The organism is Leptospira bandrabouensis (genome assembly GCF_004770905.1).
Lineage (GTDB): Bacteria > Spirochaetota > Leptospiria > Leptospirales > Leptospiraceae > Leptospira_A > Leptospira_A bandrabouensis.
This window is the reverse complement of the sequence record NZ_RQHT01000014.1, coordinates 210,237-233,661: the sequence shown is the minus strand read 5'-3', so window position 1 is coordinate 233,661 and position 23,425 is coordinate 210,237. Positions and strand designations below refer to the sequence as shown.

Genomic DNA, 23,425 nt, shown 5'->3' with positions numbered 1-23,425 from the left:
TCCTTTTCTGCAACTTAATTTGATTCTAAATTTTTGTTTTATCGAAGACCCTAGGAAAGAAATTATATTGCCTTTCGAAAAAGTTTTTGACGAATTAAAAAGATCGATTAGATTTCGTCCGAATTTGATTCGAAAGTTTCAAAAGGAGAATTCGAAATGGGAAAAAGAATTACCTCAATCCTATTTTTGTCTGCTGCCGTTGTAGCTGTCACAATGACATCTACTGCTGTAGAAGCAAAAAAATATGGTATGGCTGGTTGCGGACTTGGGACATACGTGTTTCAAAAGAATAATGCTGAGCAAATTTTTGTTGCAACAACTAATGGAATCTATGGTAACCAAACTTTTGGTATTACCTCTGGAACTTCCAACTGTACAGCTGACGGTGTTGTAAAACAAGACAAAGTTCAGGAATTATTCGTAACAATGAACTACGATTCTCTAGGCCAAGAAATGGCATCAGGGAAAGGGGAAAAATTAGAGTCTCTTGGAAGCCTACTCGGTTGTTCTAATGATTCTTTATCCAGATTTGGCCAAGTAACAAAAGAAAACTATGCTAAACTCATCACTGAGGATTCAACTCCTGCAAGTTTACTTTCAGCAGTTAAATCAGAAGTTAAAAGCGATAAAGTTCTCGCTAAGTCTTGTTCACAAATCTAAGGAGATATGAAATAAAATGAAAAAGTTAACACTCATCTCCACAATCGGAATCTCTATGATTCTACTTGCTTCACAAATGTCAGCTGCTCCTAAATACGGAATGGCAGGATGCGGACTAGGAACTCTCGTAATGCCTGGTGGGAATCAAATTTTTGTTGCTACAACCAACGGAACTGCGGGAAGCCAAACTTTTGGTATTACATCAGGAACCTCTAACTGTACAGCAGATGGCGTTGCTCAAAAAGAACATGCACGTGAGATTTATGTGCATATGAATTTTGATAGTTTGGAACAAGAAATGGCAGCAGGAAAAGGGGAAAAACTTTCCAACCTAGCTACACTTTTTGAATGCAAATCAGGTGTTCGATTCAATGAAGTAGTAAAAGAAAACTACTCTAAAATTTTCACAGAAGATTCAAAAGCAAACCCAAGTTTGATGTTGTCCAATCTTCACGAAACTTTGGAAAAAGACCAAACAGTAAAAAATTACTGCAAAATCTAAACCTTTATAAAAATTCAGAGTATCCACCAATTGGATACTCTGGTGTTTCCTCTGTACCTACTTACTTTTCTTTTTATACTTTTTACCACTTCGCTTGGGGCCATAGAGCCAACCAGTGAACCAAATATACTTGAATTAGACTTTCTAACGGCAAGAAAACAAGGGAAAGAAATTCCCAAGTCACCCAAAAGCCAACAATACTTACAAGAACTGATAAACGAAGCGAAGGAAAATCACCTAGCAGAAGAGAGTCATTGGTATCGGTTATTACGACTTAAAAAAACTAGATGGGGGTTTTGGGAAAGTGAAGTCGATAACAAACGTTATTTTTTGTCGGAAGAAGGAAAATACAATCCAGAAAAAGAATTAATCGCAACCCTTCATAGTTTTTTTACAGAAGAACCAATCCCGGAAGGACTCCAACACCCACAATGTTCTTATCCAGAAAGATACCATTGGCTAAAGGGAAAACTCAAATTTGATTTAAATCGAATCACTGAGATACAATGCCCACGTTTTGAAAGTTGGAAAGAATCTTTAAATCCCGATTCTGTTTCAGTTGTGTTTTCATCTTATTATATGCAAGCACCAGCTTCTATGTTTGGGCATACACTCATCAAACTCAATAATAAAGTAAATGAAAACTCAGAATTATTAGATTATGGAGTCAATTATGCTGCCAATCCTGGGGAAATGAATGGTTTTGCTTATGCTTATAAAGGATTAACGGGAGGTTATCCTGGCACCTTTGCAATTTTTCCTTATTATTTAAAAGTAAATGAATACAATGATATGGAAAGCCGAGATCTTTGGGAATATAAACTAAAGTTAAAACCAGAAGAAAGAGAGAGATTGATTCGTCATCTTTGGGAAATGGGCAGAGCAGACTTTGATTATTTTTTTATTAATGAAAATTGTTCTTATCATTTAATGGAATTTTTAGAAGTATCGATTCCTGAATTAGATATTAGTAATAAAACTGGTTGGATTGTGGCACCTGGTGACACCATTAAACTCTACTTAGCTGAAGATGGATTTGTCATTTCTAAAAAATATCGCCCGTCTCTGTATTCCAAAATTAAATATAAAATTTATGATATGACAGAGGAGGAAAAAACCACCTACTTTGATATGATTCGTTTTGAAAATGCCTTCCTTCCTGAACCAAAAGAAAATTTTCGAACGTCTTTAGTGACAGATGCCGTACTTGATACATATCGTTACCGGTATTCAAATAAATCAGATATCCCAAAACAACACAAAGAATACTACGATAAGTTACTTATTTTTCGAAGTAAACAGAATGATGAATATATTCCAATGGAACAAATACCTTTGTCTACACCGCCTGAGGCCTCACACCCATTAAGTCGCGTTGCTACTTCCTTCGGTGTTTCTTCTTTGGGGAATTTCGCTGAATTTAAATACAGAATTGCCTATCACGATCTTTTGAATGTAAGTAAAGGTCATGCACCCAATTCGGAATTGGCTTTTTTTGATACAACGATCCGTGCCTATGAAAATCATAAACCTGAACTTACTTCTGTAAGTGCCGTTAAGGTAACATCTTTGAATCCCTATAATGCAATTTCAAAAGATTTTTCTTATTTATTAGATACAGGGATTCAAACAGCAGTTTATCAAAATAATAACGAAACTCTTCGGAAACAAGTTGGTAATTTTGATTTTCGCATGGGTTATTCTTTTTCCAATGAATTTGGAAAAACTCCTATGAGTCTCGGGGTCTTAAGTGTCCTTGCGGGACTCAAGGCACAAAATGGTAGAATGTTTGAAAATGGTATCCGTTATGGTGGAAACTTGAGTTTATTCTATCAGAATGAATGGGGTGCTTGGAAAATTTATACAGGAGCCACAGCGCAAAATTACCAACTGAGCCATAATTTAAATTCTTATTATGTTACTGCCAAAGTTCGATATGCATTTTCAAATACACATGAATTACGAGTCGAGGTAAATGGAGAAAGGTTTTATGAAGAAGCACTTATATCTTATCATTATTTGTTTTAGTTTTTTTTTGGTAAACTGTTCCTCGTTGTATTACCATCCAACTAAGGAAACTTATTTTACTCCGAAACAAATGGGTTTTTCATACACACCTACGTTTTTAACAACAAAAGATGGAGTGAAGTTAAACGTATGGCGAATTTATTCCAAACAACAAGAGACACCTAAGGCAGTTATTTTGCAATTTCATGGGAATGGCCAAAATATGAGTGCCCATTTTTTATCTTTGGTCTGGCTTGTGAATCATGGTTATGAACTCATCGTATTTGACTATCGAGGTTATGGTGAATCAGAAGGGGAACCTGATCCTGAAGATATAGTCGAAGATAGTAAGTTAGTTTTGGATTATGTATTGCAAGAAACTAGGATAAGAGGTTCCAAGTTAATTGTCTATGGGCAAAGTTTGGGTGGTGCTATTGCCATGCGCTCTGTCGCTGATTGGAAAGATAAAAATGAAATTGTTTTACTATGTATTGATGGTTCTTTTCCCTCTTATCGGGAAGTTGCCAAACAAACAATGAATCATGTGATTTTTCCTCCGATGGGAAATTTATTCTCTTGGGTTTTTCATGACCAAACAAGTCCACGCGATGTAATTGCAAACCTTTCACCCATTCCACTTTTAATCATTCATGGAACCGAAGATACGGTTGTGTTTTTTGAAAATGGAAAACAGATTTTTGGTTTAGCGAAAGAACCTAAGGTGTTTTGGGAAATTCGTGGTGGGGGACATGTGGATTGGATGAACCTTGGACGTTCACAATTTGCAAAAGATTTTTTAGTTTTACTCAACCGGCATTTGTACTGATACAAACTGGGATTCTAAGAAAGTAGGGGTTGAAAGTATTTCAGATAGAGCAGATTCTTTATCAAATTCTTTGAAGGTTAATTCACTTCTGCTCCATTTTGTTTCACTGAATATTTTGAGTTCGAAGTATTTTTCTTCTCCTCTTTTGATTTGAAAAACTTTTGTGGCATCATTTTTTCCAATGACATTCAATCGGTAAGTTCCTTCTGGTAATCGAAGATAACCTAAAGAGGCATTCGCAAGTTCAATTTTAAACAGAGGGGTTGGTTCGATTCGGGAAGAAAATTTATCCGGGTAACGAGATAATAAACATTCATAGTTCCAAAAAGCAAGAGCTGTATGATCTGGACGAACTAAATACAAAAGTCCTGTTTCATTTTCTTTTGAAACTAATTTTACAAAACTTTTTTTAGCACTGCACTGTGTTGCCATTCCTAAAAAAAATGTTAAAACAAAGAGGACAGGTAGATTACAAAAAAAAGTTTTAAATTTTTTATTCATACTGATTGTTCTGGATTTGCGAGAATCCGTTTTTGGTTTCTGTAATGGGCAATGTAGGTGATAAGAACAAGGGCACCCACAGGAACCGCAAAATAGATATGAACTTGGATGAGGCCCGCAATCATTCCTAAGATTCCACCTAAGAATTGTATAACGACAAGATTTCCTCCGGTATTATCCAAAATCATTTTTTCTAAATCATCAGTATCAAGGGCCATCACACGTTCTTCCACTAGGGCTGTGACATTGATATTGTGGACAAATTTTTCTATATTGGTTTTAAGATAAACCTTTCCTTCATCGCTATTCATAAACTCAAGGAGGCGTTTTTTAACCCAATCCACAGCACGAAAGAAATTCTTTTCAATTTCTTCCCAGTTGTTCGGGTCATCTAAGTAGGCTTGTAATCTTTCAATTCCCGATGGGAGAAGGTTTTGTCTGGCGTAGTCACCACTGGCTTCCAACCAATTGGAAATTTTTCCCGTAATGAATTCTTGAGTTTCTTTGGAGTTCAATCGTTCTTGAAGGCCAGCCATCATTTCATCCATCATCTTCATAAACTGGTCAGAAGTTTCAGGATCTTTCACAAAGCGTTCTAAAAGTTCGCGAATGGCATCTTCGTTGAAAGAAAAAATCTTTTTCACTCCAATTCCGATTTTACCAAGGGTACTTCTTGTTTTTAAATACTCTTCCAAACCTTCGTTCAGTAAGTTCGCAAGCTTTGGCATTTCTTCTAAAAGGATAACTCGGAGTTGTTTTCCTAATTCCTCACGATTGGTTTCTTCAGTAAGATAATAGGTTAGGCGTCCTTTTGTATAATCCCATAGTTTTTGCACTTCTTCGGGACGTTCGGCCATCTTTTTCATTGTCTCTTCTGAAAAATCGAAGATAACTTCTAAAATCTCTGGCCCTCTTTCCTTTAACATCGAAATGATTTTTGTCACAAGCATGGTTCGAATTTCTTCGTTATGAATAGCCTCATCAATTTCTTTGACTATTTTTTGAATGCCTGTTTCTACTAAGTTCCGTTCGTAGATATAAGTTAAAATGATATCTGGGTGAAGGAGATTACTTTGGATACTTTCTCCGAGTGATTTTGCAATTTTGGATTTGTTTTTGGGGACAAGACCTGACCAACCAAGCACCTTACCATGTTTAGGTTGGAATAACATTTTGATTGCTAGGAAATTGGTGAAATATCCCACCATCCCTGCCATAAGAACTACAAAGATCGCATTGACCCAAACATTTCCTTCATAATATAGTTGGAAACCTCCACCAATGACAGAGAAAATAACAAGGAGTCTGCGATACCAAGTATCTAATTTTGCAACATCCATCCTATTCCTCTTCTAACTTTAAATATTTTCCGCTCAACCTACGAAGGAAACCTCGTGGGATAAGTTCAGATACAGTGATGGCGCCTTGATTGAAGGAACCAGTAATACAAACTGCTTGGTTATAACGAAGTGCATTTAACGATTCTTCCACAACTACATCTGCATTTTGCCACATAAAAGATGGGTATTTGGATTTGCTGATTCCTGCTCTTTGGTGAAAGTCAGAATGAGTGAGTCCTGGACAAAGTGCTTGGACATAAATCCCATGAAGTTTTGCTTCTTCATGAATGGACTCTGTAAAAGATTTAACGAAAGCTTTGGTGGCTGCATATATCGCACTACCTGGTGCAGGCAAGTAACCTGCGATAGATGCCACATTAATCAAATATCCCTTTTTATTTTTTTTGAATCGGTTTAGTGCCACATGACTTAAATGAACTAAGGTTTTTACGTTTAGATTGACTTCGTCTAACTCTTTATCGAGTGGCAATGAGGCAAATTCACCCACAGTTCCAAATCCTGCATTGTTCACAACAAGTTCAGCATCTTTGTCTTTTGAAATGATTTCAGCGAGTTCTTCTACATCTTTTTTTTTGGTAAGGTCCAAAGCGAAGTATTTTAAAATCCCTCTGGATTTAGGCTCTAATTCTAAAATTACTTTTTTTAAATCGGATTCAGTACGGGAAATTAGAAAGACATTATAATCTTTCGCAAGAGCACGAACAAATTCTTTTCCTATTCCTTGGGATGCGCCAGTGACATATGCATTTTTCATTCAGTTGGATTCCTCTTCATCAGGACAGCTGTAGATCCATCCGGATAGTATTTTTTACGTCTCTCTAACTCTGTAAAACCGACGGATTGGTAAAGACCAATGGCGGCAAGGTTTGATTCCTTCACTTCCAAAAAGAATTCTTTTTTCGGAAATTCAAGGAATAGATTATACAACAGTTCTTTAGCCAAACCTAACTTTCGATAGTTGGGAAGTGTTGCGATCCGAAAGATTTCAATCTCCCAAGGAGTTTCGCAAACAAGAGCATAACTCTTAGTTTCCGGATCTCCTAAACCAAAAGCCACATGGAATTCGAGATGGGTTTGGATCATTTTTTCTGTCCATTCCTCGCCGGGAAAACATAAAGATTCCCATTGGAGGAGTGAGGAAAGATCGGATTCACCCAGCTTTCGAAAACTATGAGACATAATCACATTTTTTTCTTTTCATCTAAAAGAAAGAAACTAAAATCGAACCGATGGGCACAAAAAACAGCAGGTTTTCTTTGGTTTCCTTGCCACTGGTGATTCTTCTTTCCCTGCTTGGCTTTAGCTTGGTTGGTTGTGACTATCTCAAATCACTCACAGAATCCAAATACCGCAAACGGATTGGTGGGGAATTACCTTCCGAAAAAGACATCGTGAATTGGAAAGAAAAGTTGGCTTTGGAAGAAGCCGAAATCGAAGAAATGGACAAACGGATTCGTAAAATGGTCCAAAAGTCCAACCAATCGGCAGCCCTTTCCTGGAAAATTGCCAGGGCTTATATGCGAGCCGGCTCTGCTGACCTAGGTGCACGTTATTACGAAGAGGCAATGGGCGAAACTCTGCCCAACTCCAAACAAGGTGGATTTGAAATTCATTCTTATGAGTCAGCTTTACCATTTTTCGAAAAAGCGATCCAATCTGGAAAGTTAGACAAGCAGCTGTTATATGAAACGGCAGTGGCTTATGCCAATGCTTCTAAAGATATGGGTTGGGAGCCTGTTAGACGAAATCGTGCCATTGGGCTTTTTAAACAACTTTCCAAATTAGATAAAGAAGATTCTCGGTTCCCCTTTCAATTGGCTCTTATTTATTTTGATTCTTCTTTGAAGGATGAAGCTTGGAATGGAAAACTTTCGAATGGGTATGATGAAGTGGAAACTGCATTTTCCCTTCTCGACCAAATTTTACGCAAAGAACCATATAATGTTCCTACTAGGTTTGCAAAGGCTAATTTTTTATACCAAATAGGAAAATCAAATTTAGCTTATGATGAATACACTCGGATTAAGTCCATATTGGAAGAGATGAAAGAAAAAGGATCGATCCGCGAACCTTTAGATGAAAATTCATCTTACCGCAATGTTATAAAAAACTTAAACCAATTGGGGGCCCAAAACAAATCAAACTGACCTCTTAGATTGTGGTCGTTTCCATTTTGGGACATCCTAAGGTATCATCGTTTCTTCGTAAAACAAAAGTTTGGTGTAGGTGCGGCCATTTTTCTGAGTTATACCAGGTTTTATCCAATCTCATTGAAGAGGAACTTTGGAACCAATATGTGGCGGAATGTATTCAGTGGGAAAAATCAAAAAATCCCAATTGGAAACTAGTTAGTTTTTTTGAACCTGAGTATCCCCCAAATTTAAAGGAAATTTATGACCCACCACTGGTTTTGGCCTGTTTGGGTAACCTTACTTTATTACAATCTCCAATGGTCGCAATCGTCGGAACAAGAAAGTCCTCTCCGGTTTCGCTTTTTGCCACAAAAAAGTTGGTGGAACTTATTTCAGCAAACAAAGATTTGGTGGTAGTTTCGGGTATGGCTCTTGGAATTGACCGGCAAGCCTTTTTATCTGCATTGGAATTGCAAATTCCTGTGGTGGGAGTTCTTGGAACCACTTTAGGGATGGAATACCCACCTGGGAACCGGGATCTTTACAAACGAATCAAAGAAGATCCAAACCAACTTCTCATCACAGAATTTTTACTCAAAACAGAACCAGCCAAATGGACCTTTCCCAAACGAAATCGTGTCATCTCCGGTCTTGCGGACAAAGTGTACATCATGGAGTCGGGTCGAAAATCAGGAACTATTTCTACAGCCTATAGTGCGATGGAACAAAATCGTGAGATATTTGTATTCGACCATCCCAAACAATTTGATAACGAAGGAGGAAGGTTACTTCTTCGGCAAGGGGCACAAAGATTATTTGGGGAAACAAAGTTTCAAATAGAGGAAGTGGAATTGGAAAGTAAGGAGATGAGTTATGAAGAATGGAGGAAAAGTCGAACCATCCCTTCTGGTATTGGAAGAGATGGTGAATGGAAAATAGACTTTACCCTTTAAATACAAATCCTGCTACAGTGGCTAGGACATAAATAAAAAGTAAAAATACACCAAACGGTCGTTTGATTTTGTCTTTAGAGAAAACAATCCCTAAACGAAAGAGTACAAGAACGATGAGCATAGAAGGAAAGTAGAAGGTAAAAAAACTAACGGGAGCTTCGAGTCCGTTTTTTGTCACAGCAGCAGCGGCCCCGGAAACAAAAAGAACATTTAAAATATCAGCTCCAATGATATTTCCCACTGCAAGTTCGGAATGGCCACGACGAGAGGCTTGGATGGCCGTGACAAGTTCTGGAAGGGAAGTTCCAAAGGCAACAAGTGTGGCTCCAATGATAGAATCAGGAATGGACAGGCGAATGGCTGTTTCTTGGACAGAAGGGATAAGAACCTTAGAAGATAAAATCACAAGAGTGATGGCCACTACTAGTTTTATTAATACAATCCAGAAAGGGGATTCATCATATTCTGTTGTGACATCAATCCCTGCTTCGACTTCCCCCGGTTTGGAACGAGACCAACGAATGCTTAAATAAATATAAACAGCAAGAAGGATTAAAAATACAAAACCGGTTCCTTGGTCAATTCTTCCCCCTGTGGAAAATACGGATGTTAGGTTTGTCCAAGGAAGGGCTGCAAACACTAACAAAAATCCAGCTAGGACTTGGATCCATCCTTGTCGATTGACAAGTCGTTTGTCAATGTCAGGTGGGGAAATCAGGATGGCGATTCCTAAAATTAGTCCCGTATCACAAATGATGGAACCAACGGCATTCCCTAGTGCGATTCCTGGATTTCCCTCCAAAGCAGATAACACAGATACCGAAACTTCGGGGAGAGTTGTCCCTAAACTCACGATGGTGGCACCAATGATCATTTTGGGCACACCCCAACGTGTCGAAAGGGAGACCGCTTCGTCTACAAGCACGTCTGCGGCTTTGCCCAGAACAAGGATAGAGCCGATGATGATGAGTAAAAGAACTGGTAAGGGAAGGGTTTGAAAAGTTGCAGTAAGAAATGCATCCATAGATAAAGGTCAGAATATGGAAAACTTCCTCCGACTGCGACTCTTTCTTTGGGTAGGGACCCTCGGATTTTTTTCTCCCGTACTCGGAGAACCACGATTGCCCAAGGAACCAAACCTACCTTCTCTCCCTCAGGAAGAATCGAAAGAACCAAGAAATGCTCGAGGAGACAAAGACTCTTCTGAACCAAAAGTTTTAAACCTTACCCTTTGTGACGGAAGAACCGTTCGTGGTGAATCATCTAGCGGTAGTCAGTCGATGTCATTTGAACATTCAAAAGATGGAATCCTTTACAAAAAGAAATTGAATGTAAACGAACTAGACTCATTACGAATTGATTCCTGGGAACTAAAACAAAAACGAGAAGAAAAAAAAGGGATCACCTACGAAGTGGTTCCCAAAAAAATTCGAATCCGCACAAGGAATGGAGAAGTGTTTTATAAAGAAACGGGTGTTTCCGATTTAAAACTTTTAAACATCGAAATTAAAAATAACAACGGGGAAACCACACTTTTTACTTTTTGGGTGGATTTAAAATATCCTGATGGGAAATGGTATTCTGGATTGCCGACTTTGAAACCTAACCAAGAATATAGAGAAGATTGTTTGAAAGATGTGGTGAAGATGATTGAATGGGAGTAAACATTTGGAACAAAAGTGATTCTTTTAGCTTAGAATCCGTTTACACTGTTGTTACCGTTGACGTTATTGTTACTAAAATCCAATCCCAGACTCAGATTCGTTTGTCTGGAATTGGCTCGTAATCTTTGTTATTCGGATACACAATCCACATAATAAGTTAATATACCAGATTCTGATTTTTCTTCCACAAGACCGTGGATATCGGTTTCAAAACCTGGGAACTTAGAGTTGAACTCCCTTGCAAATTGTAAGTAGCGAATGATGGTCATGTTGAACTTTTCTCCAGGAATGAGAAGTGGAATTCCTGGAGGATACGGTGTTAATAACACAGAAGTGATTCGTCCTTCCAATTCATCAATCGGAACTCTTTCAATGTCACGGTGTGCCATTTTTGAAAATGCTTCCGAAGGTTTCATTGCAGGGATCATGGGGCTAAGATACATCTCCGTTGTTAGGTGGGAAATGTTGTTTGCCCTATAGACTTCATGCATCGATTGGCAAAGATCACGTAGTCCAATGCGGTCGTATTTAGGATAAGCAGCCGTAAATTTTGGCATCACACGCCAAAGTGGTTGGTTGGAATCATAATCATCTTTGAACTGTTGTAATTCGGTGACCATTGTATTCCATCGACCTTTTGTGATTCCAATGGTGAACATGATAAAGAAACTATAGAGTCCTGTTTTTTCTACAATGATTCCGTGTTCTGCTAAGTACTTCGTGAGAATGAGAGCAGGGATTCCCCAATCAGCAAATTCTCCTTCCACACTCATACCTGGTGTGATGACAGTTGCTTTGATAGGATCGAGCATATTAAAGCCTTCCGCAATGTCACCAAACCCATGCCAACGGTCATTGGCTTTGAGAATCCATTCGTCTCTTTCTCCAGCACCTTCGTCTGCAAGTGCCTCTGGTCCCCAAACACTAAACCACCAATCTTCTTCTAGTTCCAAACCCACTTTCCGCATGGCTCTACGGAAATCGAGGGCTTCTTCAATAGATTCTTCCACGAGGGCATTTCCACCAGGAGCTTCCATCATGGCCGCTGCCACATCACAAGAAGCGATGATGGCATACTGTGGACTAGTGCTTGTATGCATTAAAAATGCTTCATTAAAAAGGTTTCTATCCAGAGTTTCTTTTTCACTGTTTTGCACTAGGATCTGGCTTGCTTGAGAAAGGCCTGCCAGAAGTTTATGTGTGGACTGGGTAGAAAAGATCATACTTTCTTTCGGACGTGGTCTGTCTGACCCAATGGCATGCATTCCAGTATAAAAACGGTGGAAGGATGCATGTGGAAGCCATGCTTCATCAAAGTGTAAGGTTGAAATTTTTCCATCTAACTCAGATTTGATGTCTTCGACATTGTATAAAATTCCGTCGTAAGTACTTTGTGTAATGGTTAGAATTCTTGGGTTCCCTTTTACTTCTTTTGCAAAAGGATGTTCCGCGATTTTTTTCTGAATGTTTTCCCATTTGAATTCGGATTTGGGAATTGGGCCGATGATCCCAAAATGGTTTCTTGTAGGCATTAAAAAAACAGGAATGGCTCCTGTCATTGTAATAGCATGTAATATACTTTTATGACAGTTGCGATCAACAATCACAACGTCGCCAGGGGCAACCGTACTATGCCAAACAATTTTATTAGAAGTGGAAGTTCCATTGGTTACAAAATACAAACTATCACATTGGAAAATCCGTGCAGCGTTTCTTTCACTGGCAGAAATGGGGCCAGTATGGTCTAGAAGTTGACCTAGTTCATCCACCGCATTACAAACGTCAGCTCTTAACATGTTCTCTCCAAAAAATTGGTGGAACATTTGCCCTACAGGGCTTTTTAAAAAAGCAACTCCGCCAGAGTGACCAGGGCAATGCCAACTATAACTTCCATCATGCGCATATTGGGTTAAGGCACGAAAGAAAGGAGGAGGCAAACTGTCTAAGTAAGTTTTAACTTCTCTATGAATGGCACGCGCCATAAATTCAGGTGTGTCTTCAAACATATGAATGAAGCCATGTAATTCTTTTAAAATGCTATTGGGAATGTGACGACTGGTTCTTGTTTCTCCGTAAAGGAACAGAGGTATATCGGCGTTTCTATGACGCACTTGTGTCACAAAATCTTTCAGTTGGCGAAGAGCATCGGGAACCTCGCCTTCTGTTTCTGGAGTGAACTCTTCATCGTCGATGGAGAGAATGAATCCACAGGCCCGACTCTGTTGTTGCACAAAACTCGTCAAATCTCCGTAGCTGGTCACACCCAGAACTTCGATTCCTTCGCCTTCTAAGGCCTTTGCAATAGCTCGAATGCCAAGACCGCTGGCATTTTCAGAACGAAAATCTTCATCGATAATGATGATAGGAAATTGTACGATACCGTTTTGATACATCACACTCCATAGGAAGAGTGACCACTTAAGAATCAAATAATTTTAGTATTTAAACGCGTTTTTTCGGTAAGTATTTATAATACTCCATCTCAATCGTGTTAATAAGGTAGGTGTAGTACTTAACCAATTTTTTATCGAACTTCTTTTTGTTCATTTCCTCTCTGTAGTGATCGGCAAGTTGACCACGAAAGAGTGCTGACTTCATATCATTTCGGTTGATGAGAATGGTGTTCGGCAGATCCCGAATCGCAACATCGTCTGGGATGACTATAGTAGAAACAGATTGTAATACCGCATATTCTACAGTCGAAGCAACTTTGTCGTTATCTTTCTCTTTTCCCAAGGTCATGTTGTTTCGTTTGATATTGTCTAAGTTTTCGTAAATTCGAGATCGTAAAGATTTAGGATCCAAAACTTTGTCGGTGATTTTATTGAACCGTTTGGGAAATACGAAGTTATCGGCGGCTTTATAGATATTAGAAAGTTTTTCGTCTTTTTTGTTAGTTTCCGCTTCCTCCTCGTAGGAAGAAGAGGAGCTAGATTGATAAGTAGGTTTACCCCAATCTCCAATCCCAGAAAATTTTCCTGAGTTTTTGATATCTTCTCGGATCTCTTCTGTAGATTTTTCTCTGAAATAAATGGCAGCCATAAATCCGAGAACAACAGAGAAAGGAACCCCAAAGAAAATTGGCATCGCAGAACGAAGGTAGTAAGCTCCTGTGATAAAAATAAGTGTGCTAACTACAAAAGTTAAAATTCCAGGAACTACATTGAAACGAGAGCGAATTTCATTGGACCTTTCTTTTTCCAATTCTTCCACTTCCATATTTTTGACATCGGCATTGAGTTTGGCAATTAACTCAGGTTTTAGTTTGTTATTGAGTTCTGGATGTTTAGGATTTAAAAGTTTATGGTTGATGATTTTTGCATAACTCAATTGTTTTTTGAATTCGGGATTGGTCCTTCCTTCAAAGGCAAGTTTGTGGATGACAGCAGCCATATAACCATGGTCCACAACATAATAAACAGATCTTCCATCGGGAAGTTTTTCTTCATAATAAGAATGATCGGAAAATACATCGTCTTTCAAACGTTTGATGTATTCGTTTGCTTTTTCTTCGGAAGTGATTCCCGCTTTTGCGACTTCTTCTTCAAAATCAATTCTTAGTAGTGTATTATGATTTTTTGTATGTTCAGGAATTTTTGCGATGACTGCATTTTTAACTGTACCATAAATGTTATCATCTTTCCGAGTGAGAACCGATCCTTTTTCTTCCGAGAGTCTTTTTAAAATTTTCACACTCAGTTCAATAGTTTCTTTTACTGATAAAGATCTGTTTCCTTTTTCCATAGGATAAGGAAAGTTTTCAATGATGGATAAAAACTTTTTTACTTCTTCCTCTGGATTCATTTTTGATTCCAAAGAAGAAAATTTTGGTTTAGATAAATAATCGCTAAAAGTAGCCAGGAAAGATTCGTATTTTGCGTCTTTCGCAAGTTTGGTGAGTTGGTCTTTTGTAAAATGCTCCAATCCATTCATATGAGCAAGGATTTGGTTCACCACTTCTGGCAAACGTTTGAAACTTCCATCAGGTAAAATATTTAGCTCATCAATCACAATATGGTAATCGGCTAAAATAGGAAGTGCTAAGTTTTGTTCTCTTGCAAATTCAGTGAAGTCTTGGAGAAAATCCGGCATGGGAATATAAGGTAAATTTCCAAAACCTTTTCGAACCAGAGAGGAAATTTCTGCTTCCAGAGATCCAAGTTTTGGATAAAGCCAAGTATTGCCTTCTTTGTTCTTTTGCAAAAGTAAGGAACCTGGATTTTCTTCATCCCAATTCCTTCCTTTTTTAGCTCGGTTATCTAAAAGTACTTTGATTAGGTCTTGAGAAAATCGAAAACAAGCTTGCCTGTAAGGTTGAGTATCCGTTTTATTTTCGTTTTGTGGTGCAACGAGAGCAATTTTAGAAGCGATTTTGCTACCATTTCGAATGAGATATGGGTAGGCATAAGCGGCTCTGTTTTGGCCTCTGTGGTCAATGTCCAAAATTTGACGCAGTGCATGGTAAATGGAATTTTCTGTACGACCTTGGGTTCCTAGGTTTGTATACTTTCCAAGAGCTTCGGGAAGTTTGTCTACAGTCAGCAAATAGGATGCGTGTTTTTCTTTGGATCCGTGTTTTTCTAAACGTTTGTGCCAGTCTTTGAGTTCATCCAGGATACAACGTGCTGTAGGTGTTAGACTGCCTACGGAATCAGACAAAAAGATATAGGATTGTGCGGATGGTCTATCGGAAGTTGTTTCCTCTTTGGCAGACGGATTCTCTACGACTGTGTCTGATAGATCAAAGTTGTCTTCACTCATTTGGATTTTGCCTGGTGTGAAGCCACAATTTTTGCAAGGATATGGGCTCCCCTGGCTAATTCTTCTTCCTTACGGCAATATGTCAAACGTATGCATTCTTTGGTGTGGGAAAAATCTGAGTTTAATCCCGGAAAGAAATAATGACCAGAAACTATAAAGAGCCGTTTATCTTTACAAAGGTGGTAAAGTTTGTGATTTGATATGGAAAGATTCGGAAAACGAATCCAAAGAAAAAATCCACCCAAAGGATCGTGAATTTCATACTCCACTCCCGACTTTTTAAATTCTGATTCAAAGATCGAAATAGCAAGTTCCAACTTTTTTTCATAGAACGGACGTAAGACGTTTTTTGCAAGATCGGGAAGGATATTTTTTCGAAAAAGGATCTCCATCATATATACACCGAGGTTTCCCACAGCTAAGTTTCCAACGGCCGCATAAGAGGAAAGAGTTTCAATGGTATCCGGATTGGAGATGATGATACCCAAACGAACTCCAGGCAGACCAATTTTGGAGAAACTTAAAGACAGAGTTCTTCCTTCGGCGTAATGGATAGGTTCTTCGGTTGCAATGAGGTTGGGGAATGGATTTCCATAAGCTAGGTCAATAAGAAGTGGGATTGATTTTTTTTGGGTTCTTTCTTCAATCCATTGAATGTCTTCAATTGGAAAAATATTTCCCGTTGGGTTTGTGGGCCTTGACATAACCACACAACCAATGTTTGAGAGATCAAAGTTTTCTTTGTTAAATCCATAACGAAATCTATGGTTTCCTGTTGGGATCACATCGGGTGCGTTTGCCAAAAAAGTATCGGCTTCGATGGTTTGGTCCGCATAACCAATATATTCTGGGACTATGGGAAAAAGGATTTTTTTGAAACTGCCATCAGCCATTTTTCCCGAATGAATGTTGAGTAGATAGGAGTAGGCATTTTGGCTGCCGTTAAAAAAAGCAATATTATCTTTTGTAAGTTTGGCACCTAAATGCGGAGAAAGATACTCTGCCGCTAGCGAACGGAAACGGTCATTTCCAATCGGAGCTTGGTAGTCTCCTAGAAGTGCAGTAAGGTTCGGGTCATTGGCTAAGGTTTGAAAACAGGTAGCAAAAATTTCTTCGGCTTCGGGAATATGAGCGGGATTTCCACCCCCGAGTAGGATTTCGTCAGGGTGTCCCGTGACTTGGCCTAAATCTTCCATGAGAGAACGAATTCCCTGGTTTTGGCGGAGGCGGCTGGCCCAAAGAGAAGCAAAAGAATCCGTCATGGGCGTCATATTCACCAGACTTTCTCGATTCAGAACCATTTTTCTAAAGGAATCTTAAAATTATGTTCGCATTTCGAAAAATGAAGTGACATAATTCAGAAATCGGTTATTTAAGTGACATAATATAGAGGAGTGCTGTTGGATGAGCACCGAAACAATACAAAGACCTATTCGAAAAGAAAAAGATATCGAATTTTTTAAACCGACTCTATCTCGGGAAGACCTGAAAGGGGTTTTGGAATGTCTCGTAGAAGAACATCTTTCTACCGGTGAAATCGTAGAACGTTTTGAAAAAACGTTTTGCCATACATTTAAAATCAAATACGCAGTTTCTTCCAATTCCCTTACCTCCGCGTATCATTTGGCCTTACTTGCGTTAGGTGTAAAAGCAGGGGACTCCGTTTTACTTTCTAGTTATGCCCCCATTTCGGCTTTGGATGCCATTTTTCTTTTGCAAGCAAAACCTGTGCTTGTGGATTTAAAACGAAATTCTTTCCACCCATGTCCGGAAGAATTCCTTCGCAAAAAAAATGAGTCAGGTGCGAAATTTGCTTTATTCGATCATAGTTTTGGATCTCTCATTCGTCTCTCCGATTATTCTATCGAAGGATTGGAAGTCGTAGAAGATTTTACAGAAGCCATTGGTGCCACTTCTGAAACCATTACTGTCGGCAAACAATCTAAAATTGCGATTTGTGGCCTTAGTGCTGAAAATATCATCACCACTGGGAACGGTGCGATGATTATTACTTCGGAACTTTCTCTTTCGAATGCAGTGAAATCCTATAAGTCTGGATCATCCGCCAAACGTAACTTTGGTGAACCAAAGTATGATTATAATTTGGTGGATTACCAAGCTGCACTTGGAATCGAACAACTTTCTAAACTCGGTGTGATTTTAGAACGTAAGAAAAAAATTGCTTCTGCTTACTTACAAGCAGTTCAAAATTCTAGATTAGAAACTTATTTTCAAAATCCAACAGAAGATACGTTCCAAAGATTTCCTATCATTGTTTCGGGCCAAAACTACGAAGAGATCCAAAGATATTTTAAGTCGATTCATATTGGAACTCAAAGAACTGTAGATGAACCAATCCATCGAGTGTTGGAAGAAAATCCTTTGGAATTTCCCAATGCGGAACGTCTTTACCAAAGAGGGCATTGTATTCCTATTTATCCTAACCTAACAAAAGATAATGTACAACGGATTGCCACTGCCATCCGACGCATCTATTGATTGGATAAAACTCTCTATTATCTAGACTCACTTTTTGAGTATAGATTACCTTCGAATCCTCCAAATTTAGATTCCTCTCTGAAAAGGAGGAATCGTTGTTTGGAGAAGATGTTTTTTCCGATCTCAAGGCCAGAAGACTTTGTCCTCGTGGAAGAATTGCCTAGCGCAGAACTTTCCAAACATTGGAAGGACTCCGGACTCACTCCGGGGACTCCGTTTTTAGAAGGGGGACTCCTTGGCGATGTGACTCTTGTCGAATGGGGGTGCCGGAACGAATGGTATGAAGGTAGGCTTCAAGAAGATCCGATTCGTATCGAAACTTCAAGGTATCTCAATTCCAAAATTACTCAATTAGATTTTCGAAAACACCACTCACCTTTGCCAGCTAAGGTAATTACTTCCGAAGAACATTTGTTTGCTGAACTAGAAGAGGCAAAACTTCCCATCGTCCTTAAAAGTGAATTTGGTTTAGCTGGTCGAAATCATATCATTTTTAAATCCCCATCAGACTCCTGGAAGATGTCCCAAGTGAACAAAAAACTTTTTGGTTTTCCCATCGTTGCCGAGTCTTGGGTGGGAGAAGAAAGATTCTTTGATTTTTCAACTTTGTGGGATGTATTAGATGGAGAGTTCTTTTATTTAACTTCTACCGCGATGCTCATCGATAAAGAAGGAGTGTTTCGAGGGATTCGTATCAGTGGAACAGACCTTCCTTATTCGGCTCACTTTTTACCACCTGTCATGGATCTTGTACGTGATACCAAGGGACTAGTTCCAAAAGAATATTCAGGTCCCTGTGCGATTGATGGATTTTTGTATAGGGAAGAAGGAAGGACTCAAATTCAACCTGTCTCTGAATTTAACTTTCGTTACTCGATTGGAAGAATTTTGTGGGAAGTTAGAAAAAAACGAAATGCAGGTAAAGATACTGTCAGTGGAATTTTAATATTGCCTTACCCGAAACAAGGTTCTTTAGAGGAATGGTCTACATTAAATCGATTGGAAAAAGAATTAGGTGTTAGTTTGATTCTCTTAACACCTGTAAGAGATTTATCTGGAAAACCATACCAAAATACGGTTTTGTATTTTGAAACCACGGAGGAAAAAGAACCTTCCGTGGTAGAATCCATTTGGCTATCCTGGATGGATTGATTTTAACAAAAAATCCCTTTTTTAAACACCATCTCTGTTAGAAATAAATTCATGTTTTCCATTGATCTCAAGGATTGGATCAGTTGGATTTCCTCTGCGTTTGATTTCTAAAATATCTGTATTTGTGAGAGGAAGTGTTGCCTCTAAACTAACAATGACTTTGTCCCCTTTTTCTGTCCAAGTGCATAACATCTTTGCAGTTTCGTATCCCATTTCACAAGTTCCATCATTATGGAGTTGGATCCTTGCAATATTGGATTTTGTTTTCCATTTTCCAATGGCCCAAGTATTTTTGGGAGGGATAAGAGCAGAACCTGCTTGTTCTGAATTGAATAAAACTTCTGCAATGGCAGTATTTTCCGTATTGGTTCCTTTATATACTTCTTGGATTGTTAGAGAGATTTCTTTTGCCCGAAGTTCGGATTTGAATTCGATCATTTGAAGAGATAAACTATCTTTCAAAGTTACAATTTCTTCGTTTCCATCTTCGGTAGAAATTTTTAATTTTTTGATTCGGTTGTTGGCGGCCCATAGTTTGGGATCACCAAATCCATTGTAGATGGAAAGAGAACGAAAACTAATCGGTGATTTGTATTTGATTTGCAAAGATTCTCCAATCCCTTCACCAGCTGCACCTTCAACCCAACTGGTTTTGAGTTTCCCGTCCATAGCTAATAGAGGAGTGTATTTTTTTGACTTTGGTAACAATTGACTCGTGGAAGTAATGTTGGGAGGATTGAGTGGTACTGCTAAGATAGGAAAACAAAAAGCCGCAATGATTAGGGAAGTTTTTGAAATATAAAACTGCATACACAAAATCATAAGTATCTAAAAATTAGAGCAAGTAGGAAAAAAAATAAATGAAGGAAGCTTGGGATTTCAGCACAATCTATGTCACTTTTTCTTCGGAAGAGGAAGCCAAAAAAATAGCCAAAGTTGTGGTGTCAGAACGATTGGCTGCTTGTGCCAACATTATAAAATCAATGGATTCGATTTACATTTGGAATGATGTTTTGGAAGAAACAACGGAAATGGTCTGTTTGTTCAAAACCACAAAGGATAAGGTTGGGTCCTTAATGCAGAGGATCAAAGAATTACATTCTTATGAAACTCCCTGCATTGTGGAGTGGCCAATTGTATCTGGTAATCCAAACTATTTGGATTGGATTCGAAAATCTCTATAGAATTCTTTGATTTTATCGAATAATAAATCGAACCCTAATTCTTTTCGCCAAGTGAGAAAGGATTCAGGCATTTGTACAGAGGCAAACCAAGGATAGGCGGGAGATTCCTTGGGTTCCGAAAGCATACCCATAAGACTTGCCAAGGTCAAATCAACTCGTCCAAAGGAAGTTCCATTAAAAAATTTTCTGCTTTTATAAATTTCTATTAGTTCTTTGGAACATTCGTCTAGTGATTGTTTTACGACTTCAAGGTTTTTGGGAGTAATTTTATATCTTCTTTTGAGAGATAATGCAATCAAATCAAAATGTTCAGGAGCCCCAACGGTATCATTAGGCGAAGCAGGTTTTAATAAAAATAATTTCCCTACAATTTCAGGATAATCTAAAATAAAGTGATACAATAGTGTTTGTAAACTTTTTCCAATTTGAGTATCGATTTTTTCTTCCATCTGTTTTTCTTCTGGAGAAGCTTTGTGACCAAATGCTTTTTCTTCCACAAAATCTAGTATATCGCCAGAACCTTGAATGATCCCTGTTTCTGTCTCCAATACTGGCACATAGAGATCATTCACTAGGGGTTTTAAAGTTTGGATGTGTTGTCCGGGAACGAGAGGGTTAAGTTTGTAATCGTAATTTGCAAGATCAAGTGCCCATCTAGCTTTTTCAGAAAAATGTGAAATCGGGAAGGTATATAAAGTTGCAGTCATTTGTCGAAGTTAGTAGATAAGAAATCATTCTGCAATCAAGTTTTTACTGTGGAAAATGGATTGTCTTTTAAGAGTTCACATCGTAAATATGATTCCTGTTTTATGAGATTTGTTTTTTTTATCCTATTCCTAGTTTGTCCCATTGGATTTCTAGTTGCCAAAGAACATTCGGAATTCTGTTCGATGGAAAGATTGTGTGTCATTTACATTCAGGATAAAACAGGAGTCGATATTTACTTTCAAAACAAAATCGCCATTGATGAAACTTATACAACTGTCTCCGTTAATGCAACGTCTACCAATATGAGAAGCTCTCGTAAACTTCCCTTAGTGACTGTTCTAAAAGGTCCAAAACGTAAAAAACTGTTCCGTCTAAATGTAAATAAACCTAACAAACGCTGGGTGTATCAAATTAAATACAAATGGATTTTAGGAAACTATTCCGCCTTCCACGATCCTAAAGTTGTTTATGAACTTCCATTTGAAAAAGGCTTAAAAGTTCGTGTATACCAAGGTTATAAAGGAACCAAAAGCCATCAAGGTGACAATCGTTATTCGATCGATTTTGGATTGAAAGAAGGGGATTTGATTACAGCAGCAAGGGATGGAGTTGTGATTGATACGGAACAAAAAAATAATGAAGGTGGTTTCGAAATCAAATACATCCATTCAGCCAACTATATAAAGATTCTTCATGACGATGGAACCATCGGTCAATATGCTCACCTTCGTTATATGGGTGTCCTTGTCAAACGAGGCCAACGGGTTACAGCAGGAACTCCTATTGGATATGCTGGTAGCACTGGGTTCAGTGATGGACCTCATTTGCACTTTGAAGTATATAAACCCACTCGCAGTTTGCGCAAACAAACAATTCCCACTCAATTTCGAACGGAGTTTACCGATGCAGAGGTAGTTACGGAAGGAGAACTTCTTTGGCGAAGAGATTCAAATTCTCCCGTTGTAAAACTTCAGTCGGATATAGATGAAATTCAGATTTGTGAATCCGTTCAAAATTTGGAAAGATTAGGATGTAATGGAACCTCTTTTGCCACGGGTTCCCCTATTTATTTTTATATTCCTCTTTTGAAGCCATCTCGTTATAAAATTCAAATTTCCGTTCGTAAAAATGGAACCTCTATTTTGAAATTGTATAATTGGGAGACAAATCCTGACTGGTGGGATACTTATTTAGATGTCCAGCTGGAAGATCCTTCTGAACCTTTGGAAGGAGATTGGACGGCCACAGTATCTATCGATGGGGTAGTTCAAAAGGAAGTTGAATTTCAATTAACGAGTGTCAAGTGAATCAGTTTTTATTAATCATTTTATTTTTTGGTTTTTCTTTTGGATTGTATGCGGAATCGAAGGTCACTGAAGAATGTAATCAGGAATGGATTTGTCTTATCCAATCAAAAGATGAGGATGGAATTGAATTATCTATCCGAAACTACAATTCGAATGCAAAAATTACAAATTCGGTTCTTCTCAATGCTACTTTAGTCAATTTTAAAACCGATATAGTGTTTCCTTACTTCGTTGTGGTAAAGGGTCCCTCTCCTGTTTTTATAACCAAGTTCCTGTTAGATGATAAAACTAAAAATGCATTCCACTCGTTTTCCTTTCGAGTTAGACCTGGAGATTGGGACAGCATTCATGATGATTCGGTGAGTTATTTATTACCCTTTGGTCCGGAAATTCATGCAAAAGTCGTTCAAGGATACAATGGAAGTGTAACTCATTTTGGCAATTTTGCCCATTCGATTGATTTTGGAATTCCAGTAGGAACTCCTGTACATGCTGCACGTAAGGGTTATGTGATGGCAACTGAGTCACGTTATTCGGAAGGTGGATTTCGCAAAGATTTATTATCCAAAGCAAATTTTATCATCATCCAACATGAGGATGGGACTTTAGGAAATTATGCACACCTTATGAAAAATGGTGTGGTTGTGAAAGTAGGTGAAACGGTTGAAGCTGGACAATTGATTGGATACTCGGGTAATACTGGTTATACGCAAGGGCCTCACCTTCACTTTGAAGTCCACAAACCGAATCGCCAACTAGAGGTAACCACCATTCCCACTGTGTTTACAACACAATATTCCGACAGAGATACTTTGAATGAATTTTATACGTATTGGCATCCTAAGCCAGGGATTGATCCACCTAAAACAGATATTTTACCAGAAGACATTCAAATTTGTAAATTAAATGCAAAACGAGAGAAAATACAATGTGGAGATAATACTTTCCAACTGGGGGAAAACTTCCTTGTATCTTTAGAATTCATTCGGCCGGGAAATCAACGAATTGAGGTGGATATATCCATTGATGGTAAAAGTTTTGAACCTATAAAACTGGATTGGGTGGCACAAAAAAATTTAGCTTTCGAAGGTAGGTATCTTTCTATTGCGAACAATCCTAAATTCATAGGTCGTTGGAAGGTGAAAGTGCGGATCAACGGAGAGGAAAAAAAGATACTTTTTTTTGATGTGAGACAGTAACTATTTGAC

The 23,425-nt window shown here is 38.3% G+C and carries 22 protein-coding genes; 12 read left to right on the top strand and 10 right to left on the bottom strand.

The genetic code is table 11. The features are described 5' to 3' along the window. Window positions 1-156: 156 nt before the first annotated feature. The 4 genes from EHR07_RS08240 to EHR07_RS08225 are packed head-to-tail and all read left to right on the top strand — an operon-like array spanning window position 157 to window position 3,995. Entirely contained in the window at window positions 157-660 is a 504-nt protein-coding gene (locus tag EHR07_RS08240; protein WP_135744646.1) for a DUF3015 domain-containing protein, read from the top strand. Window positions 661-676: 16 nt separating this feature from the next. Further along, the gene (locus tag EHR07_RS08235; protein ID WP_135744645.1) at window positions 677-1,162 is read left to right on the top strand and encodes a DUF3015 family protein; all 486 of its coding nucleotides are present in this window, start codon (window positions 677-679) and stop codon (window positions 1,160-1,162) included. A 42-nt stretch (window positions 1,163-1,204) separates the two neighbouring features. Next, window positions 1,205-3,190, top strand: a complete 1,986-nt coding sequence (locus EHR07_RS08230; protein WP_135744644.1) for an Lnb N-terminal periplasmic domain-containing protein — start codon at window positions 1,205-1,207, stop codon at window positions 3,188-3,190. Further along, entirely contained in the window at window positions 3,153-3,995 is an 843-nt protein-coding gene (locus EHR07_RS08225) for an alpha/beta hydrolase (RefSeq protein ID WP_238734160.1), read from the top strand. The genes EHR07_RS08230 and EHR07_RS08225 overlap by 38 nt, the downstream gene beginning before the upstream one ends. On the opposite strand, the gene EHR07_RS08220 is transcribed toward EHR07_RS08225, so the two are convergent. Genes EHR07_RS08220 through EHR07_RS08205 form a run of 4 tightly spaced genes read right to left on the bottom strand, consistent with a single transcriptional unit; the run spans window position 3,972 to window position 7,036 of the window. Continuing rightward, window positions 3,972-4,496 carry a hypothetical protein gene (locus EHR07_RS08220; protein WP_135744643.1) on the bottom strand — a complete coding sequence of 175 codons (525 nt, stop codon included), beginning with the start codon at window positions 4,494-4,496 and terminating at the stop codon, window positions 3,972-3,974. The genes EHR07_RS08225 and EHR07_RS08220 overlap by 24 nt on opposite strands. Then, window positions 4,493-5,836 carry a DUF445 family protein gene (locus tag EHR07_RS08215; protein ID WP_135744642.1) on the bottom strand — a complete coding sequence of 448 codons (1,344 nt, stop codon included), beginning with the start codon at window positions 5,834-5,836 and terminating at the stop codon, window positions 4,493-4,495. The genes EHR07_RS08220 and EHR07_RS08215 overlap by 4 nt, the downstream gene beginning before the upstream one ends. 1 nt (window position 5,837) lies before the next feature. Next, window positions 5,838-6,611: an SDR family NAD(P)-dependent oxidoreductase gene (locus tag EHR07_RS08210; protein ID WP_135744641.1), complete on the bottom strand. Its 774-nt coding sequence runs from the start codon at window positions 6,609-6,611 to the stop codon at window positions 5,838-5,840. Beyond that, the gene (locus EHR07_RS08205; protein WP_135744640.1) at window positions 6,608-7,036 is read right to left on the bottom strand and encodes a GNAT family N-acetyltransferase; all 429 of its coding nucleotides are present in this window, start codon (window positions 7,034-7,036) and stop codon (window positions 6,608-6,610) included. Before EHR07_RS08205 ends, EHR07_RS08210 begins: the two co-directional genes overlap by 4 nt. Before the next feature lie 50 nt (window positions 7,037-7,086). Between EHR07_RS08205 and EHR07_RS08200 the strand changes: the two genes are divergently transcribed. Then, window positions 7,087-8,004, top strand: coding sequence for a tetratricopeptide repeat protein (locus tag EHR07_RS08200; protein ID WP_135744639.1), 918 nt, complete (start codon window positions 7,087-7,089; stop codon window positions 8,002-8,004). An 11-nt stretch (window positions 8,005-8,015) separates the two neighbouring features. Continuing rightward, window positions 8,016-8,942, top strand: a complete 927-nt coding sequence (gene dprA, locus EHR07_RS08195) for a DNA-processing protein DprA (protein WP_135744638.1) — start codon at window positions 8,016-8,018, stop codon at window positions 8,940-8,942. Here the strand turns inward: dprA and EHR07_RS08190 are convergent. Then, on the bottom strand, window positions 8,932-9,966 hold the full coding sequence (locus tag EHR07_RS08190) for a sodium:calcium antiporter (RefSeq protein ID WP_135744637.1): 1,035 nt from the start codon (window positions 9,964-9,966) through the stop codon (window positions 8,932-8,934). The two genes, dprA and EHR07_RS08190, sit on opposite strands and share 11 nt — an antisense overlap. On the opposite strand from EHR07_RS08190, the gene EHR07_RS08185 reads away from it, so the two are divergent. Further along, window positions 9,965-10,606 carry a hypothetical protein gene (locus tag EHR07_RS08185; protein ID WP_135744636.1) on the top strand — a complete coding sequence of 214 codons (642 nt, stop codon included), beginning with the start codon at window positions 9,965-9,967 and terminating at the stop codon, window positions 10,604-10,606. The genes EHR07_RS08190 and EHR07_RS08185 overlap by 2 nt on opposite strands. 128 nt (window positions 10,607-10,734) lie before the next feature. Here EHR07_RS08185 and EHR07_RS08180 read toward each other — a convergent pair whose 3' ends face one another. Genes EHR07_RS08180 through EHR07_RS08170 form a run of 3 tightly spaced genes read right to left on the bottom strand, consistent with a single transcriptional unit; the run spans window position 10,735 to window position 16,638 of the window. Continuing rightward, window positions 10,735-12,999 (bottom strand): arginine/lysine/ornithine decarboxylase, encoded by a 2,265-nt coding sequence (locus EHR07_RS08180; protein WP_135744635.1) that lies wholly within the window; start codon window positions 12,997-12,999, stop codon window positions 10,735-10,737. 49 nt (window positions 13,000-13,048) lie between these two features. Beyond that, a complete protein-coding gene (locus tag EHR07_RS08175) occupies window positions 13,049-15,367 on the bottom strand; it encodes a hypothetical protein (protein WP_135744634.1) in 2,319 nt (772 codons plus the stop codon). Further along, the gene (locus EHR07_RS08170; RefSeq protein ID WP_135746227.1) at window positions 15,364-16,638 is read right to left on the bottom strand and encodes a valine--pyruvate transaminase; all 1,275 of its coding nucleotides are present in this window, start codon (window positions 16,636-16,638) and stop codon (window positions 15,364-15,366) included. Before EHR07_RS08170 ends, EHR07_RS08175 begins: the two co-directional genes overlap by 4 nt. A 133-nt stretch (window positions 16,639-16,771) precedes the next feature. Here EHR07_RS08170 and EHR07_RS08165 point away from each other — a divergent pair, with 133 nt between their 5' ends. Together EHR07_RS08165 and EHR07_RS08160 are read left to right on the top strand one after the other, a co-directional pair. Further along, entirely contained in the window at window positions 16,772-17,866 is a 1,095-nt protein-coding gene (locus EHR07_RS08165) for a DegT/DnrJ/EryC1/StrS family aminotransferase (RefSeq protein WP_135744633.1), read from the top strand. A 108-nt stretch (window positions 17,867-17,974) separates the two neighbouring features. Beyond that, window positions 17,975-19,018 carry a hypothetical protein gene (locus EHR07_RS08160; protein ID WP_135744632.1) on the top strand — a complete coding sequence of 348 codons (1,044 nt, stop codon included), beginning with the start codon at window positions 17,975-17,977 and terminating at the stop codon, window positions 19,016-19,018. Between the two features lie 21 nt (window positions 19,019-19,039). Here EHR07_RS08160 and EHR07_RS08155 read toward each other — a convergent pair whose 3' ends face one another. Beyond that, a complete protein-coding gene (locus EHR07_RS08155; protein WP_135744631.1) occupies window positions 19,040-19,828 on the bottom strand; it encodes an NADase-type glycan-binding domain-containing protein in 789 nt (262 codons plus the stop codon). Window positions 19,829-19,878: 50 nt separating this feature from the next. Between EHR07_RS08155 and cutA the strand changes: the two genes are divergently transcribed. Continuing rightward, a complete protein-coding gene (gene cutA, locus EHR07_RS08150) occupies window positions 19,879-20,202 on the top strand; it encodes a divalent-cation tolerance protein CutA (RefSeq protein WP_135744630.1) in 324 nt (107 codons plus the stop codon). Here cutA and EHR07_RS08145 read toward each other — a convergent pair. After that, window positions 20,172-20,909 carry a glutathione S-transferase N-terminal domain-containing protein gene (locus EHR07_RS08145; RefSeq protein WP_135744629.1) on the bottom strand — a complete coding sequence of 246 codons (738 nt, stop codon included), beginning with the start codon at window positions 20,907-20,909 and terminating at the stop codon, window positions 20,172-20,174. The genes cutA and EHR07_RS08145 overlap by 31 nt on opposite strands. 102 nt (window positions 20,910-21,011) lie before the next feature. Here EHR07_RS08145 and EHR07_RS08140 point away from each other — a divergent pair, with 102 nt between their 5' ends. Continuing rightward, window positions 21,012-22,217 (top strand): M23 family metallopeptidase, encoded by a 1,206-nt coding sequence (locus tag EHR07_RS08140; RefSeq protein ID WP_135744628.1) that lies wholly within the window; start codon window positions 21,012-21,014, stop codon window positions 22,215-22,217. Beyond that, window positions 22,214-23,416, top strand: coding sequence for a M23 family metallopeptidase (locus tag EHR07_RS08135; RefSeq protein ID WP_135744627.1), 1,203 nt, complete (start codon window positions 22,214-22,216; stop codon window positions 23,414-23,416). The genes EHR07_RS08140 and EHR07_RS08135 overlap by 4 nt, the downstream gene beginning before the upstream one ends. The last annotated feature ends 9 nt before the right edge of the window (window positions 23,417-23,425 follow it).

What these genes read in the sequence shown, in the direction of transcription:
- EHR07_RS08240 (WP_135744646.1), top strand. Translation starts at nt 157, where the DNA reads ATGGGAAAAAGAATTACCTCAATCCTATTTTTGTCTGCTGCCGTTGTA.
- EHR07_RS08235 (WP_135744645.1), top strand. Translation starts at nt 677, where the DNA reads ATGAAAAAGTTAACACTCATCTCCACAATCGGAATCTCTATGATTCTA.
- EHR07_RS08225 (WP_238734160.1), top strand. Translation starts at nt 3,153, where the DNA reads ATGAAGAAGCACTTATATCTTATCATTATTTGTTTTAGTTTTTTTTTG.
- EHR07_RS08220 (WP_135744643.1), bottom strand. Translation starts at nt 4,496, where the DNA reads ATGAATAAAAAATTTAAAACTTTTTTTTGTAATCTACCTGTCCTCTTT.
- EHR07_RS08215 (WP_135744642.1), bottom strand. Translation starts at nt 5,836, where the DNA reads ATGGATGTTGCAAAATTAGATACTTGGTATCGCAGACTCCTTGTTATT.
- EHR07_RS08210 (WP_135744641.1), bottom strand. Translation starts at nt 6,611, where the DNA reads ATGAAAAATGCATATGTCACTGGCGCATCCCAAGGAATAGGAAAAGAA.
- EHR07_RS08205 (WP_135744640.1), bottom strand. Translation starts at nt 7,036, where the DNA reads ATGTCTCATAGTTTTCGAAAGCTGGGTGAATCCGATCTTTCCTCACTC.
- EHR07_RS08200 (WP_135744639.1), top strand. Translation starts at nt 7,087, where the DNA reads ATGGGCACAAAAAACAGCAGGTTTTCTTTGGTTTCCTTGCCACTGGTG.
- EHR07_RS08190 (WP_135744637.1), bottom strand. Translation starts at nt 9,966, where the DNA reads ATGGATGCATTTCTTACTGCAACTTTTCAAACCCTTCCCTTACCAGTT.
- EHR07_RS08180 (WP_135744635.1), bottom strand. Translation starts at nt 12,999, where the DNA reads ATGTATCAAAACGGTATCGTACAATTTCCTATCATCATTATCGATGAA.
- EHR07_RS08175 (WP_135744634.1), bottom strand. Translation starts at nt 15,367, where the DNA reads ATGAGTGAAGACAACTTTGATCTATCAGACACAGTCGTAGAGAATCCG.
- EHR07_RS08170 (WP_135746227.1), bottom strand. Translation starts at nt 16,638, where the DNA reads ATGACGCCCATGACGGATTCTTTTGCTTCTCTTTGGGCCAGCCGCCTC.
- EHR07_RS08165 (WP_135744633.1), top strand. Translation starts at nt 16,772, where the DNA reads ATGAGCACCGAAACAATACAAAGACCTATTCGAAAAGAAAAAGATATC.
- EHR07_RS08160 (WP_135744632.1), top strand. Translation starts at nt 17,975, where the DNA reads ATGTTTTTTCCGATCTCAAGGCCAGAAGACTTTGTCCTCGTGGAAGAA.
- EHR07_RS08155 (WP_135744631.1), bottom strand. Translation starts at nt 19,828, where the DNA reads ATGCAGTTTTATATTTCAAAAACTTCCCTAATCATTGCGGCTTTTTGT.
- cutA (WP_135744630.1), top strand. Translation starts at nt 19,879, where the DNA reads ATGAAGGAAGCTTGGGATTTCAGCACAATCTATGTCACTTTTTCTTCG.
- EHR07_RS08145 (WP_135744629.1), bottom strand. Translation starts at nt 20,909, where the DNA reads ATGACTGCAACTTTATATACCTTCCCGATTTCACATTTTTCTGAAAAA.
- EHR07_RS08140 (WP_135744628.1), top strand. Translation starts at nt 21,012, where the DNA reads ATGAGATTTGTTTTTTTTATCCTATTCCTAGTTTGTCCCATTGGATTT.